This is a genomic window from Streptomyces sp. NBC_01454 (genome assembly GCF_036227565.1).
In the GTDB taxonomy this organism is placed as follows: Bacteria; Actinomycetota; Actinomycetes; order Streptomycetales; family Streptomycetaceae; genus Streptomyces.
Genome location: NZ_CP109460.1, coordinates 6,333,726 through 6,348,005 on the forward strand (window position 1 = coordinate 6,333,726; position 14,280 = coordinate 6,348,005).

The window sequence follows — 14,280 nt, forward strand, 5'->3', positions numbered from 1 at the left end:
AGGGCCGCGGCCCCCGCCCCCTTCCAAGAAAGGTGCCGACCGGCGTGGCCGACCGTCTCATCGTCCGTGGCGCTCGCGAGCACAACCTCAAGAATGTCTCGCTCGACCTCCCCCGCGACTCCCTCATCGTCTTCACGGGGCTCTCCGGGTCGGGCAAGTCCTCGCTCGCCTTCGACACGATCTTCGCCGAGGGGCAGCGGCGTTATGTCGAGTCGCTCTCCTCCTACGCCCGGCAGTTCCTCGGGCAGATGGACAAGCCCGATGTGGACTTCATCGAGGGCCTGTCCCCCGCGGTGTCGATCGACCAGAAGTCGACCTCGCGCAACCCGCGCTCGACGGTCGGCACGATCACCGAGGTCTACGACTACCTCCGCCTGCTCTTCGCCCGTATCGGCAAGCCGCACTGTCCCGAGTGCGGGCGGCCGATCGCCCGGCAGTCGCCGCAGGCCATCGTCGACAAGGTGCTCGAACTCCCCGAGGGCAGCCGCTTCCAGGTGCTCTCCCCACTGGTGCGCGAGCGCAAGGGCGAGTTCGTCGATCTCTTCTCCGACCTCCAGTCCAAGGGCTACAGCCGGGCGCGGGTCGACGGGGAGACGATCCAGCTCTCCGAGCCGCCGACGCTGAAGAAGCAGGAGAAGCACACCATCGAGGTGGTCGTCGACCGCCTCACCGTCAAGGAGACCGCCAAGCGCCGGCTGACCGACTCCGTCGAGACCGCCCTCGGGCTCTCCGGCGGCATGGTCATCCTCGACTTCGTCGACCTGGACGCGGACGACCCGCAGCGCGAGCGGATGTATTCGGAGCATCTGTACTGCGCCTACGACGATCTCTCCTTCGAGGAGCTGGAGCCCCGCTCCTTCTCCTTCAACTCGCCCTTCGGCGCCTGCCCGGACTGCACCGGCATCGGCACGCGTATGGAGGTCGACCCCGAGCTGATCATCCCCGACGAGGACCGTTCCCTCGACGAGGGAGCGATCCACCCCTGGTCGCACGGCCACACCAAGGAGTACTTCGGCCGCCTGGTCGGCGCGCTGGCGGACGCCCTCGGGTTCCGTACGGACATCCCCTGGGCCGGGCTGCCGGCCCGCGCCAAGAAGGCGCTGCTGAACGGCCACAAGACCCAGATCGAGGTGCGCTACCGCAACCGGTACGGCCGCCAGCGGGCCTACACCACCCCCTTCGAGGGAGCCGTGCCGTTCGTCAAGCGGCGGCACTCCGAGGCGGAGAGCGACAGCAGCCGGGAGCGCTTCGAGGGCTATATGCGCGAAGTGCCCTGCCCGACCTGTGAGGGCACCCGGCTCAAGCCGATCGTCCTCGCCGTCACGGTCCAGCAGAAGTCGATCGCCGAGGTCGCGGCCATGTCCATCAGCGACTGCGCCGACTTCCTGCGGGAGATGGTGCTTGACGCACGCGAGAAGAAGATCGCCGAGCGGGTCCTCAAGGAGGTCAACGAGCGGCTGAAGTTCCTGGTCGACGTCGGCCTGGACTACCTCTCGCTCAACCGCGCGGCCGGCACCCTCTCCGGTGGCGAGGCCCAGCGCATCCGCCTCGCCACCCAGATCGGCTCCGGCCTGGTGGGTGTGCTCTACGTCCTCGACGAGCCGTCGATCGGTCTGCACCAGCGCGACAACCACCGGCTCATCGAGACCCTGGTGCGGCTGCGCGACATGGGCAACACCCTGATCGTCGTGGAGCACGACGAGGACACCATCAAGATCGCGGACTGGGTCGTGGACATCGGCCCCGGCGCGGGCGAGCACGGCGGCAGGGTCGTGCACAGCGGCCCGATGAAGCAGCTGCTGGCCACCGAGGAGTCGATCACCGGCCAGTATCTGTCCGGCAAGAAGTCCATCGCGACCCCGGACATCCGGCGGCCCGCCGACCCGGCGCGCCGGCTGACGGTGCACGGCGCGAAGGAGAACAACCTCCGCGACATCGACGTCTCCTTCCCGCTCGGGGTGTTCACCGCCGTCACCGGAGTCTCCGGCTCCGGCAAGTCGACGCTGGTCAACGACATCCTCTACACCCACCTCGCACGCGAGCTGAACGGCGCCAAGTCGGTGCCGGGCCGGCACACCCGGGTGGCCGGCGACGATCTCGTGGACAAGGTCGTCCATGTCGATCAGTCGCCGATCGGCCGCACCCCGCGCTCCAACCCGGCCACCTACACCGGCGTCTTCGACCATGTCCGCAGGCTCTTCGCGGAGACGATGGAGGCCAAGGTCCGCGGCTATCTGCCGGGACGCTTCTCCTTCAACGTCAAGGGCGGCCGCTGCGAGAACTGTTCCGGCGACGGCACCATCAAGATCGAGATGAACTTCCTGCCGGATGTGTATGTGCCGTGCGAGGTCTGTCACGGGGCGCGCTACAACCGGGAGACGCTGGAGGTCCACTACAAGGGCAAGTCCATCGCCGAGGTGCTGGACATGCCCATCGAGGAGGCGCTGAGCTTCTTCGAGGCGGTGCCGACCATCGCCCGGCACCTCAAGACGCTCCACGAGGTCGGCCTCGGGTACGTCCGGCTCGGGCAGTCCGCGCCGACGCTCTCCGGCGGTGAGGCACAGCGCGTCAAGCTCGCCAGCGAGCTCCAGAAGCGCTCCACGGGCAGCACGGTCTATGTCCTCGACGAGCCGACCACCGGTCTGCACTTCGACGACATCAGCAAGCTGATCAATGTGCTGTCCGGCCTGGTCGACAAGGGCAACACGGTGATCGTCATCGAGCACAACCTCGATGTGATCAAGACCGCGGACTGGGTCGTCGACATGGGCCCCGAGGGCGGCAACGGCGGCGGTCTGGTCGTCGCCGAGGGCACGCCGGAGGAGGTGGCGTCGATCCCCGCCAGCCACACCGGCAAGTTCCTGCGGGAGATCCTCGGCGGCCGGGTCAGCGATGCCGCCCCGGCGGCGGCGTCCGGCAAGAAGCCGGTGGCCAAGAAGGCCGCCGCGGCGAAGGCCCCCGCCAAGAAGGCTGCCGCGAAGAAGACCGCGGCCAAGAAGACCGCCGCCACGAAGACGACGGCGCGGGCACGCCGGACCTGACGCCGGCGAGAACGTTCCCGGAACGGGCCGTCACCGCGCTCCCCAGGGGCGGTGGCGGCCCGTCGCGGCAGACGGCGGCGGGCCCCCGATGAGCGCCCGCCACACCTCCTGCGCCGCCCTCTGCTCCGCAGCCACCTCTTACAGCGCCATCTCCGCGGCGAACGGCGGTTCCGCGCCCGCGCGGGAGCAGGTCACGGCGGCCGCGCGGGCGGCGAACCGCAGGATGTCGCGCCAGTCGTCGTCGCCGAGCGCGGAGACGGCGGCGTACGAGAGGGCGCCATGGGCGTCCAGGCGGTGCAACAAGGCGGCGTTGACCGTGTCACCGGCGCCGATGGTGTCGACGACCTCGACCCGTTCGCCGGGGACCGACACCGCGCCGCCGCCCCGCGTCAGCACCGTCAGACCGTCCCCGCCGCGGGTCAGGACGATCGCCGCGGGCCCCGCGTCCAGCCACTCCTTCGCCGCCGCGGTGACCGCCTCCCAGCCGCCGTCCGCTGCGTCCTCGGCTCCCGCCAGCCACAAGGCGTCCTCCTCCGACAGCTTCAGGAGGGCGAGATCCGGGAGCCAGGCGCGGAAACGGGACCGGTAGGCGGCCGGGTCGGAGATCAGACCGGCCCGGATGTTGGGGTCCAGCGCCGTGAAGACACCGCGCCGGGCCTCGCGGCGCAGCAGGGACTCATAGGCGCTCGCCCCCGGTTCCAGCACGAGCGAGCAGGTGCCCAGGGACAGTGCACGGACCGCGCCGGGCAGCGCCGGCGGCAGGGTGAAGAGCCGGTCGGCGGTGCCCTCGGAGTAGAAGCCGTAGCCCGCCGACCCGTCCGGGCTGATGTCGGCCACGGCGAGGGTGGTCGGCTCACTGCCGCGCTGCACCAGCGAGGTGTCCACACCGCTGCGGTGCAGCCCGTGCAGCAGCGCCGCACCGAAGGCGTCAGTGGAGACGCGGGAGCAGAACGCGGCGGGCGAGCCCAGCCGCCCCAGCGCGACCGCGGTGTTGTACGGGCCGCCGCCGCGCTGCGGCTGCAGCGCCGGAAGCCGGCCGTCCGGGGTGGCGGCGGCCCTCTCGCCCGGCCGGTCCGGGGAGGGCTGCTGCGGACTGGGGACGAGGTCGATCAGTGCCTCGCCGGCGACGACGATCACGGGGTGCGGTTCCTTTCCTGGGCGGCCGGGGGCGCGGCCGGGGCGGGTTCGGCGCAGCCGCACGAGGTGCGGTGCACAAAGGCGCAGGGGAGGCGGACGGTGCGCGGCGGCCGGTCCGGCCGCTCCAGGCGCGCCAGCAGCAGCCGGACCGCCGCCGCCCCGATCTCCCTGCTGGGCTGGGCGATCACGGTCAGCCGGGGCGTGAACAGGTCGGCCCACGAGAAGTCGTCGAAACAGGCGAGGGCGAGGTCGCGGGGCACCTCCAGGCCCCGTTCGCGCAGCGCCCGGAGCGCGCCGATGGTCATCGCATTGTTGGCCGTGACGAGCGCGGTGGGCGGCGTCGGCGCGGCGAGCAGCTGCCGGGTGGCGTCGTGGGCGCCCGCCGCCTCGGAGTTGCCGCCGGCGAGGAGTTCGGGGACGAACGGCAGCCCGCGGGCGCGCAGTCCCTCGCGGTAGCCCTGGATGCGCTCGGTGGTCGTGCTCAGCCCGGGGAGGCCGGCCACCAGACCGATCCGGGTGTGCCCCCTGTCGGCCAGGTGCTCCACCAGCTGACGCACCGGGCCGGTGTTGTCGGCGCACACCTGGTCGTGGTCGTCGCCCACCAGCCGGTCCAGGAAGACGGTGGGCACCTCGCGCCGGGCCAGATACGCCACCATCTCGGCGGGCTCCGCGGACGGCGCGACGATCATGCCGTCCACCCGCCGCTCGTGCAGCAGCTGGACGACCGTGCGCTCGTGGTGCGGGTCGTCGTGCGGGTCGGCGAGCAGCAGGCTGTAGCCGGCTTCCAGGGCACCGGCCTCGACGCCCTGGAGGATCTCGGTGAAGTACGGGTTGCTGATCGCCGAGACCGCCAGGCCGATCGAGCGGGTGCGGGCGGTGACCAGGGAGCGGGCCAGGGTGTTGTGGGTGTAGCCGAGCGCGTCGATGGCGCCGAGTACCGCGGTACGGGTACCGGGGCGCACCGGCCTCGTCCCGTTCAGCACGTGCGAGACCGTGGCGACGGACACCCCCGCGCGCCGCGCCACATCCGCCATCGTCGTCATCCGGTTCTCGCTCCCGTACGTCAGGCGCCCCGGGGCCGCTCCTGGCACGGTCCCGTCCCGCGAGGTGCCCACCCTACGAGCCCACGGCCCAAACGTAAACGCTTACGTAAGCGCTTACGTGCAGGGTGGCTCTGCTGCGGTTGCCCCCGGCGGCGTCCCCTGCGGCCTGCCCGGGGCGCCCTGCCGTGCAATGCCCGGCCCGGCCGGAAGCGGAGCGGTCTGTGCCGGTATCGTCGTCAGCCGCCAGCCACTGACGCCGTCCCCTCTGGAGCAGCCATGAGCCAGCCACCCGCCCGCCGCACCGTGCTGCGGGGGGCCGCGCTCGCCGGCGCCGCCGGCTTCGGGCTGGCCGCCTGCTCGCCGGGGGACTCGGGCGCGAACGCCGCAGCGGTGCCCGACCGGCCGGTGGAGCTCGGGTCGGCGGCCGAGGTGCCGGTCGGCGGCGCCAAGCTCTACCGCGAGGACCGCCTCGTGGTGTCACAGCCCGCCAAGGGCACCTACAAGTGCTTCAGCGCCAAGTGCACCCACGCCGGCTGCATCCTGTCGGAGGTCGACAAGAAGGAGGGCAGCTGCCCCTGCCACGGCAGCCGCTTCGACGTCACCACCGGCAAGGTCCTCCAGGGGCCGGCGGCCGACCCGCTGCCCGAGGTGCCGGTCAAGACCAAGGACGGCAAGCTGATCGCGGGCTGAGCGCCGGTCCGCCGTTCCGGCCGCGGGGACTCACCCCCAGTCCCAGGCGATGCCCAGTATTCCGGGGCGTACCCCCTGCTCCACGAGGTGCACGGCGTGGTGCCGTCCGCTGAGCGTCAGCTCCTGCTGACCGCTGCGCGGGGCGCCCGCCGAGGTCTGGGCGAAGCGGCGGCAGCGCACCGGCAGCGCCGCCGGGTCGAACCGGACCTGGAGCACGTACTGGCCGCCGGTGAAACTGAACCCGCGCAGATACTCGGCGCTCGGGCCGCCGCTGCCGTCCTCGAAGGCGTAGCCGAAGACATGGGTGTCACCGGCCCGCAGCCGGGTGTCGAAGAGCAGCTCGGCGACCACCACCCCGGCCTCCGCGCTGCCGCGCACCCGGCCCAGCCGGCAGTTCTCCGCGGCCCGCACCCGGACGCGGGAGGGGTCGCAGCCGGACTCGCCGCGGTGGAGGGCGACACAGCGGTCCACGCCGTCCCGGTGGGCGCGCACCACCTGGAGTGACTCCCGCTCCAGGAGCCCGCGCCCGGGCCCGATGCGGACCCGCTCGTGATGCCCCACGGTGTGCAGCCCGCCGTCCAGGGGGGCCTCCAGCTCCGCGTACAGCTGCCGCAGCGCCGCCGCGGGCGCCACCAGGGAGCGGTAGGTGCGCGCGGCCGGCCGCTCGGCCTCCGGGCGCACGCCGTCCTTCGGCACCAGCAGTCGGTGCAGCGAGCGCGCGGGCAGCTCCAGGACCTCCTCCAGGGCACGCACCGCCCGCAGCGACTCGGGACGCTGCGGGCGCCGGGCGCCCTGCTGCCAGTAACTGAGGCTGGTCACCCCGATGGTGATGCCGCGCTGTGCGAGCTTGTGCTGGACGCGGGTGAGGGCGAGGCCACGCTCGGTGAGCGCGGAGCGCAGCGCGAGATGGAACGGGCCGGTGCGCAGCAGCTGGGCCAGCTCGGCCGACCGGGGGGTGTCCTGTGCCATTGCCTCAATCCTCCGGCGCGCCGGTGAACGTTCACATCCGGATCGCCCGCCGCGCGCCGTACCGCCTGGTCACCGCAGCAAGCCGGGCATCGGCCGTTCACATCCGGGCCCGTCCGTCCACACCCCCATGTCACCCCGCATTGAAGCGTGTTGACCTGCCTGCGACAACACCCGATGCTCCTCAGCAGCATCCGGATGCGCTCCTCTCTCCCCTCACCCCCTCTTCGGGAGGAACGCCATGACCCGTGCACCCCACGCACGCCACTCCCGCCGCAGACGACTGTCGGCCGCGGCGCTCACCGCCGCCGCACTGACCACGCTCACGGCGACGGCCCCGGCCTCCGCCGCGCCCCTCGCGCCCCCGGCGCACACCCGTACCGCCGGCGGAACGGCCGCCGCCCCGAGCGCCGCCAACCGCCTCGGCATCGCCATGCAGGCCCAGGAGAACAGCAACTGGTGCTGGGCGGGCTCCGGCGACACCATCGCGGCCTGGTACGGCAGGAACTACAGCCAGAACCAGTTCTGCAACGCCGCCTTCCGCCGCCCCCAGGGCACCCCCTGCCCCAACGACCAGGCCACCCTGGCCAACGTGCAGGACGCCTTCGGCTGGATGGGCATCAACTCCGGTTCCTACGTGAGCAGTTGGCTCGGCTACGACACCGTGCGGAGCGAGATCGACGCCGGCCGTCCGATGGAGACCCGCATCCAGTGGTCCTCCGGCGGTGGCCACATGCATGTGATCTACGGATATGACACGGAACGCAACTGGGTCTACTGGGGTGATTCCTGGGCGACCAATAATCGCTATAACTGGGGCGATTTCGACTACTACGTGAACGGCAGCTCCTTCTCCTGGACACACTCCCTCTACCGGATAGGAGCCTGAGGCCATGACGAAGCGCACCGCCGTCCGCACCGCCTGCCGCGCCGTCGCCACCGGGACGGTCGCGACCGCCCTCATCGGCCTCGCCCCGCACACCGCACTGGCCGCACCCGCCCCCGCGCCCCAGGCCCCGGCCCGGGCGAGTCTCACCGCCGCCCGCGCGGCGGCTGGCGCGCCCGCCACCCTGGACACGCTCGCCCGGTTCTTCGCCGCCGAGCGGCAGCGCGGCGCCGGGACGGCTGCGGCCTCACCGGCTGCACCGGCCGCACCGGCCGCCGCACGCCTCGAGGGCGGCACCGTCCCCGTGTACGGCCTGTCACCGGACTTCGTCCGCGGCCGGTCCGCGGCCCCGGTCGCCCGGCTGGAGTTCCTCGCCACCAAGGCGGTGGCCGCAGACGGCCGCACCGCCTCGGTGTGGACCGCCTCGCGGGGCGGCGCCTGGAAGGTCGTCAACATCGCCGGCGGAGACGACGAGACCCGCTACGCCGCGGCGGGGGCCGCGCGGGCCCAGGGCGGCACGGTCTTCCGGGAGCCCCAGATCGACGCCTGGTACGTCCAGCACGGCGACCGGATCGAGCCGCTGGACGCCGACGCCCGCACGGCCGTCGGCCCGCACGGCACCACCGTCGCCGCCTACCGCACGCGGGTGGCGAAGGCCTACGGCGACAAGCTCCCGGGCTCCGCGTACGACAAGCGCGGTGAGGCCGGCGGCTACGGGCAGCATGCCGCCGGGCGGCGTCACCGCAAGGCGCCCCTCGAGGCCGCGACGCTGGCGGGCGACTCCTTCCCGGTGGCCGCGGCCTCCACCGTGGCGGCCGTCGCCGCGCTGCTCGCCCTGGGGCTGTCCGCCGCCGTGGCACTGCGCCGGCGCTACAGCCACTGAGCAGGCCGTCTCCCCGCTGCCGGACGGAGGGTGGTGGCGGGGGGACGGGTGCGCCCGTAGGGGCATTGACGGGCCGTCATGCCCCTGGCCCGCCCCTGGCCTGCCCCTGGCGGCAGGGAGCCGGGCGGGACGGCGCCGGTCCGCCGGGAGGTCCCGCCCCCGGGGCCGGTCCGCCGCGTCGCGGGCCCCCGCCCCGGGACGGGGTGCGGATCGGCGCACGCCGCGACCGGACCGTGCGCCGCCCGCTCGCCACCCGTCGCCCGCAAACCCCGCCCGCTCCACCCGCCGCCCACCACCTCCCGTGCCCGCCTCCGCTCCGCGGGCCCTCCGCGGGCCCTCCGGCGCCGGGGCGGCCCGCTGGGGCCCGGACGCGGCGGTGTGGCGCCGAGGGGCCGCCGGACCGGCGCCGGGCGGGGCCGCCGCGGAGTGGCCGGGGCACCGTGAATGTCGGTGGCGGTCAGTAGGGTGGTGTGCATGGCAGACCCCAGCAGCTATCGACCCAAGCCGGGACAGATCCCCGACTCGCCGGGGGTCTACAAGTTCCGCGACGAGCACGGCCGGGTCATCTACGTCGGCAAGGCCAAGAGCCTGCGCCAGCGCCTGGCCAGCTACTTCCAGGACCTGGCCGGCCTCCATCCGCGGACGCGCACGATGGTCACCACCGCCGCCTCCGTGGAATGGACCGTCGTGTCCACCGAGGTCGAGGCGCTCCAGCTCGAATACACCTGGATCAAGGAGTTCGACCCCCGCTTCAACGTCAAGTACCGCGACGACAAGAGCTATCCGTATCTGGCGGTGACCCTCAACGAGGAGTTCCCCCGCGTCCAGGTGATGCGCGGCGCCAAGAAGAAGGGCGTGCGCTACTTCGGCCCCTACGGCCACGCCTGGGCCATCCGCGAGACCGTCGACCTGATGCTGCGGGTCTTCCCGGTGCGCACCTGCTCCGCCGGCGTCTTCAAGCGCTCCGCCCAGATCGGCCGCCCCTGCCTGCTGGGCTACATCGGCAAGTGCTCGGCCCCCTGCGTCGGGCGGGTCTCCGCCGAGGAGCACCGCGAACTCGCCGAGGAATTCTGCGACTTCATGGCCGGCCGCACCGGCGCCTACCTCCGCCGCCTGGAGCGGGGGATGCAGGAGGCCGCCGAGGAGATGGAGTACGAGCGCGCCGCCCGGCTGCGGGACGACATAGGGGCGCTCAAGCGGGCCATGGAGAAGAGCGCCGTGGTCCTGGCCGACGCCACCGACGCCGACCTGATCGCCGTCTCCGAGGACGAACTCGAAGCCGCCGTCCAGATCTTCCACGTCCGCGGCGGCCGGGTCCGCGGCCAGCGCGGCTGGGTCACCGACAAGGTCGAGGCCGTCACCACCGGCGACCTCGTCGAGCACGCCCTCCAGCAGCTGTACGGCGAGGAGCGCGGCGACGCCGTCCCCAAGGAGGTCCTGGTCCCGGCGCTGCCCGAGCCCGTCGAGCCGGTCGCGCAGTGGCTCTCCGACCGCCGCGGCTCCCAGGTCTCGCTGCGGATCCCGCAGCGCGGCGACAAGAAGGACCTGATGGCCACGGTCGGCCGCAACGCCCAGCAGGCACTGGCGCTGCACAAGACCAAGCGCGCCTCCGATCTGACCACCCGCTCCCGCGCGCTGGAGGAGATCGCCGAGGCGCTCGACCTGGATTCCGTGCCGCTGCGCATCGAGTGCTTCGACATCTCCCACCTCCAGGGCGATGACGTCGTCGCCTCGATGGTGGTGTTCGAGGACGGCCTCGCCCGCAAGAGCGAATACCGCCGCTTCCAGATCAAGGGCCGCGTCGGCGACGAGCAGATCTGGCACGGCCAGGGCCAGGACGACGTCCGGTCCATGCACGAGGTCATCGCCCGCCGCTTCCGGCGCTATCTCCAGGAGAAGCAGCGCTCCGGCGAGTGGACGGAGGAGCCGGCCGGTGACGCCCCCGTGGAGGCCGAGGCCCCCGTCGAGGCCGACGGCCCCCTGGAGCCGGGCGGCGCCGGCCGTCCGGTCGACGAGGACGGCCGCCCCAAGCGGTTCGCCTACCCGCCCCAGCTCGTGGTCGTCGACGGCGGCGTCCCGCAGGTCGCGGCCGCCCGCCGGGCCCTGGACGAGCTCGGCATCGACGACGTCGCCGTCTGCGGCCTGGCCAAGCGCCTCGAAGAGGTCTGGCTGCCCGGGGACGACGACCCGGTCGTGCTGCCGCGCAGCAGCGAGGGCCTCTACCTCCTCCAGCGCGTCCGTGACGAGGCGCACCGCTTCGCCCTGCAGTACCAGCGCACCAAGCGGGGCAAGCGGCTGAAGGCCTCGCCCCTGGACGCCGTGTCCGGGCTGGGCGACACCCGCCGTCAGGCGCTGCTCAAGCACTTCGGCTCGCTGAAGAAGCTGCGGGCCGCGACGGTCGACGAGATCTGCGAGGTCCCGGGCGTCGGCCGCAAGACCGCCGAGACGGTCGCCGCGGCGCTGGCCGGGGCGGCACCGTCCGCCCCCGCGGTGAACACCGCCACAGGAGAGATCATTGAGGATGACGGGGCCCCACCGGCCGCGTTGTCGGCAGAACGGGGGCAGGAACGATGAGCACACCGCACGAAGCGCAGGAACCCGAGAGAGATGGTGCACAGGTGAACACGGGCACGACCGACCAGGGCGAGAGCGCCGCGATCCCCGAGTTGGTGATCATCTCCGGGATGTCCGGCGCCGGCCGCAGTACGGCCGCCAAGTGCCTGGAGGACCTCGGCTGGTTCGTCGTCGACAACATCCCGCCCGAGCTGATCGCGCCGATGGTCGAGCTGGGCGCCCGCTCGCAGGGCAACGTCGCCCGGATCGCGGTCGTCGTCGACGTCCGCGGCCGCCGGTTCTTCGCCAACCTCAAGGAATCGCTGGCCACCCTCGACGCGCAGAGCGTCAAGCGCCGCATCGTCTTCCTGGAGTCCTCCGACGAGGCCCTGGTGCGCCGCTTCGAGTCGGTGCGCCGCCCGCACCCCCTCCAGGGCGACGGCCGGATCGTCGACGGCATCGCCGCCGAGCGCGATCTGCTGCGTGAGCTGCGCGGCGACGCCGACCTGGTCATCGACACCTCCAGCCTCAACGTCCACGAACTCCGCGCCAAGATGGACGCCCAGTTCGCCGGCGAAGAGGTCCCCGAGCTGCGCGCCACGGTCATGTCCTTCGGCTTCAAGTACGGCCTGCCGGTCGACGCCGACATGGTCATCGACTGCCGCTTCATCCCCAACCCGCACTGGGTCCCCGAGCTGCGCCCCTTCACGGGCCTCAACGACGAGGTCTCCAGTTACGTCTTCAGCCAGCCCGGCTCCAAGGAGTTCCTCGACGGCTACGCCGAGCTGCTGCGGATCGTCGCGGAGGGCTACCGCCGCGAGGGCAAGCGCTATGTGACCATCGCCGTGGGCTGCACGGGCGGCAAGCACCGCAGCGTCGCGATGTCCGAGAAGCTCGGCCGCCGTCTGGTCTCCGAAGGGGTGGAAACCGTCATCGTCCACCGGGACATGGGGCGCGAGTGAGCGGGCGTACCACTCCACGGCTGCGCCGGGTCCGGCGCTTCGTGCCCAGCGGGCGGACGGCGAAGGGCGCCACCCCCAAGGTGGTCGCGCTCGGCGGCGGCATGGGCCTGTCCGCCTCGCTGACCGCGCTGCGCCGGATCACCGGTGATCTGACCGCCGTGGTCACGGTTGCCGACGACGGCGGCTCCAGCGGCCGGCTGCGCGAGGAGCTGGGCGTCCTGCCGCCCGGCGATCTGCGCAAGGCGCTGGCCGCCCTCTGCGGCGACGACGACTGGGGCCAGACCTGGTCCCGGGTGATCCAGCACCGCTTCCAGAGCGAAGGGGAGCTGCACGACCACGCGGTCGGCAATCTGCTGATCGTCGCGCTGTGGGAGCAGCTCGGCGATCACGTCCAAGCGCTCGACCTGGTCGGCAAGCTGCTCGGCGCGCACGGCAGGGTGCTGCCGATGTCGGCGGTCCCCCTGGAGCTGCAGGCTCAGGTCAAGGGGCACGACCCGGCCCGCCCGGACGAGATCACCACGGTCCGCGGGCAGGCCACCGTCGCGCTGACCTGCGGCGAGGTGCAGTCCGTCCATGTGGTCCCCGAGGAGCCGCCGGCCGTCCCCGAGGCGGTCGCCGCGGTGCGGGACGCCGACTGGGTGGTGCTCGGACCCGGGTCCTGGTTCTCCTCGGTGATCCCGCATCTGCTGGTGCCGGAGTTGCGCGAAGCGCTGGAGGAGACCAAGGCCCGAAAGGTCCTTTCGCTCAACCTTGCGCCCCAGCCGGGCGAAACCGATGGCTTCTCCCCGCAGCGTCATTTGGAGGTTTTGGCCCGACACGCCCCTAAACTCGCCTTCGACGTGGTGCTGGCCGACAAGGCCGCCGTGCCCGACGCCGAAGGCCTGACCGCTGCCGCAAAACAGCTGGTCGGCAGCGAGGTCGAGCTGGCGGCGGTCGCCGCACGAGGAGACGACGCCCGGTCGAGCGCCGGGGGAGCCCCCGACCGGCACGACCCGGAGCTGCTGGCAGCCGCGTACGACCGTATTTTTCGGATGCATGGAAGGATCGGCCCATGGCGATGACGGCAGCGGTGAAGGATGAAATCTCCCGGCTCCCCGTCACCCGGACCTGCTGCCGGAAGTCGGAGGTCTCGTCGATCCTGCGGTTCGCGGGCGGTCTGCACCTGGTCAGCGGACGCATCGTGATCGAGGCGGAGCTGGACACCGGCATTGCCGCCCGGCGCCTGCGCAAGGACATCCTGGAGATCTTCGGGCACAGCTCCGACCTGGTGGTGATGGCCCCCGGCGGGCTGCGGCGCGGCAGCCGCTACGTCGTACGGGTCGTGGCCGGCGGCGACCAGCTGGCACGGCAGACCGGCCTGGTGGACGGCCGCGGCCGCCCGATCCGCGGACTGCCCCCACAGGTGGTCTCCGGCGCGACCTGCGACGCCGAGGCGGCCTGGCGCGGGGCCTTCCTGGCCCACGGCTCGCTGACCGAGCCCGGCCGTTCCTCGTCGCTGGAGGTCACCTGCCCCGGGCCCGAGGCGGCGCTCGCGCTGGTCGGGGCCGCCCGCCGGCTCGGCATCGGCGCCAAGGCCCGCGAGGTCCGCGGCGTGGACCGCGTCGTCGTCCGTGACGGTGACGCCATCGGCGCCCTGCTGACGCGGCTCGGCGCCCATGAGTCGGTGCTCGCGTGGGAGGAGCGGCGGATGCGCCGCGAGGTGCGCGCCACCGCCAACCGGCTGGCCAACTTCGACGACGCCAACCTCCGCCGCTCGGCGCGCGCCGCGGTCGCCGCGGGCGCCCGGGTCCAGCGGGCCCTGGAGATCCTCGGCGAGGAGGTCCCCGAGCATCTCGCCGCGGCCGGCCGGCTGCGCATGGAGCACAAGCAGGCCTCCCTGGAGGAGCTGGGTGCGCTCGCCGATCCGCCGCTGACCAAGGACGCCGTCGCGGGCCGGATCCGCCGGCTGCTGGCGATGGCCGACAAGCGGGCCCAGGACCTCGGCATTCCCGGCACGGAATCCACCCTCACCGAGGAGCTCGCCGAGGGCATGGTGGGCTGACCGGCCCCCTGCCCGGCACGCCCCCGGCGTCTCTTCGCGCCCCTGGTGCCACTCCCGGATCGATGCTGGTCGGGGGAG

The 14,280-nt window shown here is 72.8% G+C and carries 11 protein-coding genes; 8 read left to right on the forward strand and 3 right to left on the reverse strand.

Going from position 1 to position 14,280, the window contains the following annotated elements:
• Positions 1-44 precede the first annotated feature (44 nt).
• Positions 45-3,041 carry an excinuclease ABC subunit UvrA gene (uvrA, locus tag OIU81_RS27980; RefSeq protein WP_329152169.1) on the forward strand — a complete coding sequence of 999 codons (2,997 nt, stop codon included), beginning with the start codon at positions 45-47 and terminating at the stop codon, positions 3,039-3,041.
• 138 nt (positions 3,042-3,179) lie between these two features.
• Here the strand turns inward: uvrA and OIU81_RS27985 are convergent, their stop codons facing one another.
• Complete coding sequence (locus OIU81_RS27985; protein WP_329152170.1) at positions 3,180-4,178, reverse strand: carbohydrate kinase family protein; 999 nt, start codon at positions 4,176-4,178, stop codon at positions 3,180-3,182.
• The gene (locus OIU81_RS27990; protein ID WP_329152171.1) at positions 4,175-5,221 is read right to left on the reverse strand and encodes a LacI family DNA-binding transcriptional regulator; all 1,047 of its coding nucleotides are present in this window, start codon (positions 5,219-5,221) and stop codon (positions 4,175-4,177) included. The genes OIU81_RS27985 and OIU81_RS27990 overlap by 4 nt, the downstream gene beginning before the upstream one ends.
• A gap of 276 nt (positions 5,222-5,497) precedes the next feature.
• On the opposite strand from OIU81_RS27990, the gene OIU81_RS27995 reads away from it, so the two are divergent.
• A complete protein-coding gene (locus OIU81_RS27995) occupies positions 5,498-5,911 on the forward strand; it encodes a Rieske (2Fe-2S) protein (protein WP_329152173.1) in 414 nt (137 codons plus the stop codon).
• A gap of 30 nt (positions 5,912-5,941) precedes the next feature.
• Here OIU81_RS27995 and OIU81_RS28000 read toward each other — a convergent pair whose 3' ends face one another.
• On the reverse strand, positions 5,942-6,880 hold the full coding sequence (locus tag OIU81_RS28000) for a hypothetical protein (protein WP_329152175.1): 939 nt from the start codon (positions 6,878-6,880) through the stop codon (positions 5,942-5,944).
• A gap of 238 nt (positions 6,881-7,118) precedes the next feature.
• On the opposite strand from OIU81_RS28000, the gene OIU81_RS28005 reads away from it, so the two are divergent.
• From OIU81_RS28005 to whiA, 6 genes are all read left to right on the forward strand, one after another.
• Complete coding sequence (locus tag OIU81_RS28005) at positions 7,119-7,766, forward strand: papain-like cysteine protease family protein (protein ID WP_329152176.1); 648 nt, start codon at positions 7,119-7,121, stop codon at positions 7,764-7,766.
• A gap of 4 nt (positions 7,767-7,770) precedes the next feature.
• Positions 7,771-8,646 (forward strand): hypothetical protein, encoded by an 876-nt coding sequence (locus OIU81_RS28010; protein WP_329152178.1) that lies wholly within the window; start codon positions 7,771-7,773, stop codon positions 8,644-8,646.
• A gap of 474 nt (positions 8,647-9,120) precedes the next feature.
• The gene (gene uvrC / locus OIU81_RS28015; protein WP_329152180.1) at positions 9,121-11,220 is read left to right on the forward strand and encodes an excinuclease ABC subunit UvrC; all 2,100 of its coding nucleotides are present in this window, start codon (positions 9,121-9,123) and stop codon (positions 11,218-11,220) included.
• Positions 11,217-12,161 carry an RNase adapter RapZ gene (gene rapZ / locus OIU81_RS28020; protein WP_329152182.1) on the forward strand — a complete coding sequence of 315 codons (945 nt, stop codon included), beginning with the start codon at positions 11,217-11,219 and terminating at the stop codon, positions 12,159-12,161. Before uvrC ends, rapZ begins: the two co-directional genes overlap by 4 nt.
• Positions 12,158-13,222, forward strand: a complete 1,065-nt coding sequence (locus OIU81_RS28025) for a gluconeogenesis factor YvcK family protein (RefSeq protein WP_329152183.1) — start codon at positions 12,158-12,160, stop codon at positions 13,220-13,222. The genes rapZ and OIU81_RS28025 overlap by 4 nt, the downstream gene beginning before the upstream one ends.
• A complete protein-coding gene (gene whiA / locus OIU81_RS28030; RefSeq protein WP_030988539.1) occupies positions 13,213-14,202 on the forward strand; it encodes a DNA-binding protein WhiA in 990 nt (329 codons plus the stop codon). Before OIU81_RS28025 ends, whiA begins: the two co-directional genes overlap by 10 nt.
• Positions 14,203-14,280 lie beyond the last annotated feature (78 nt).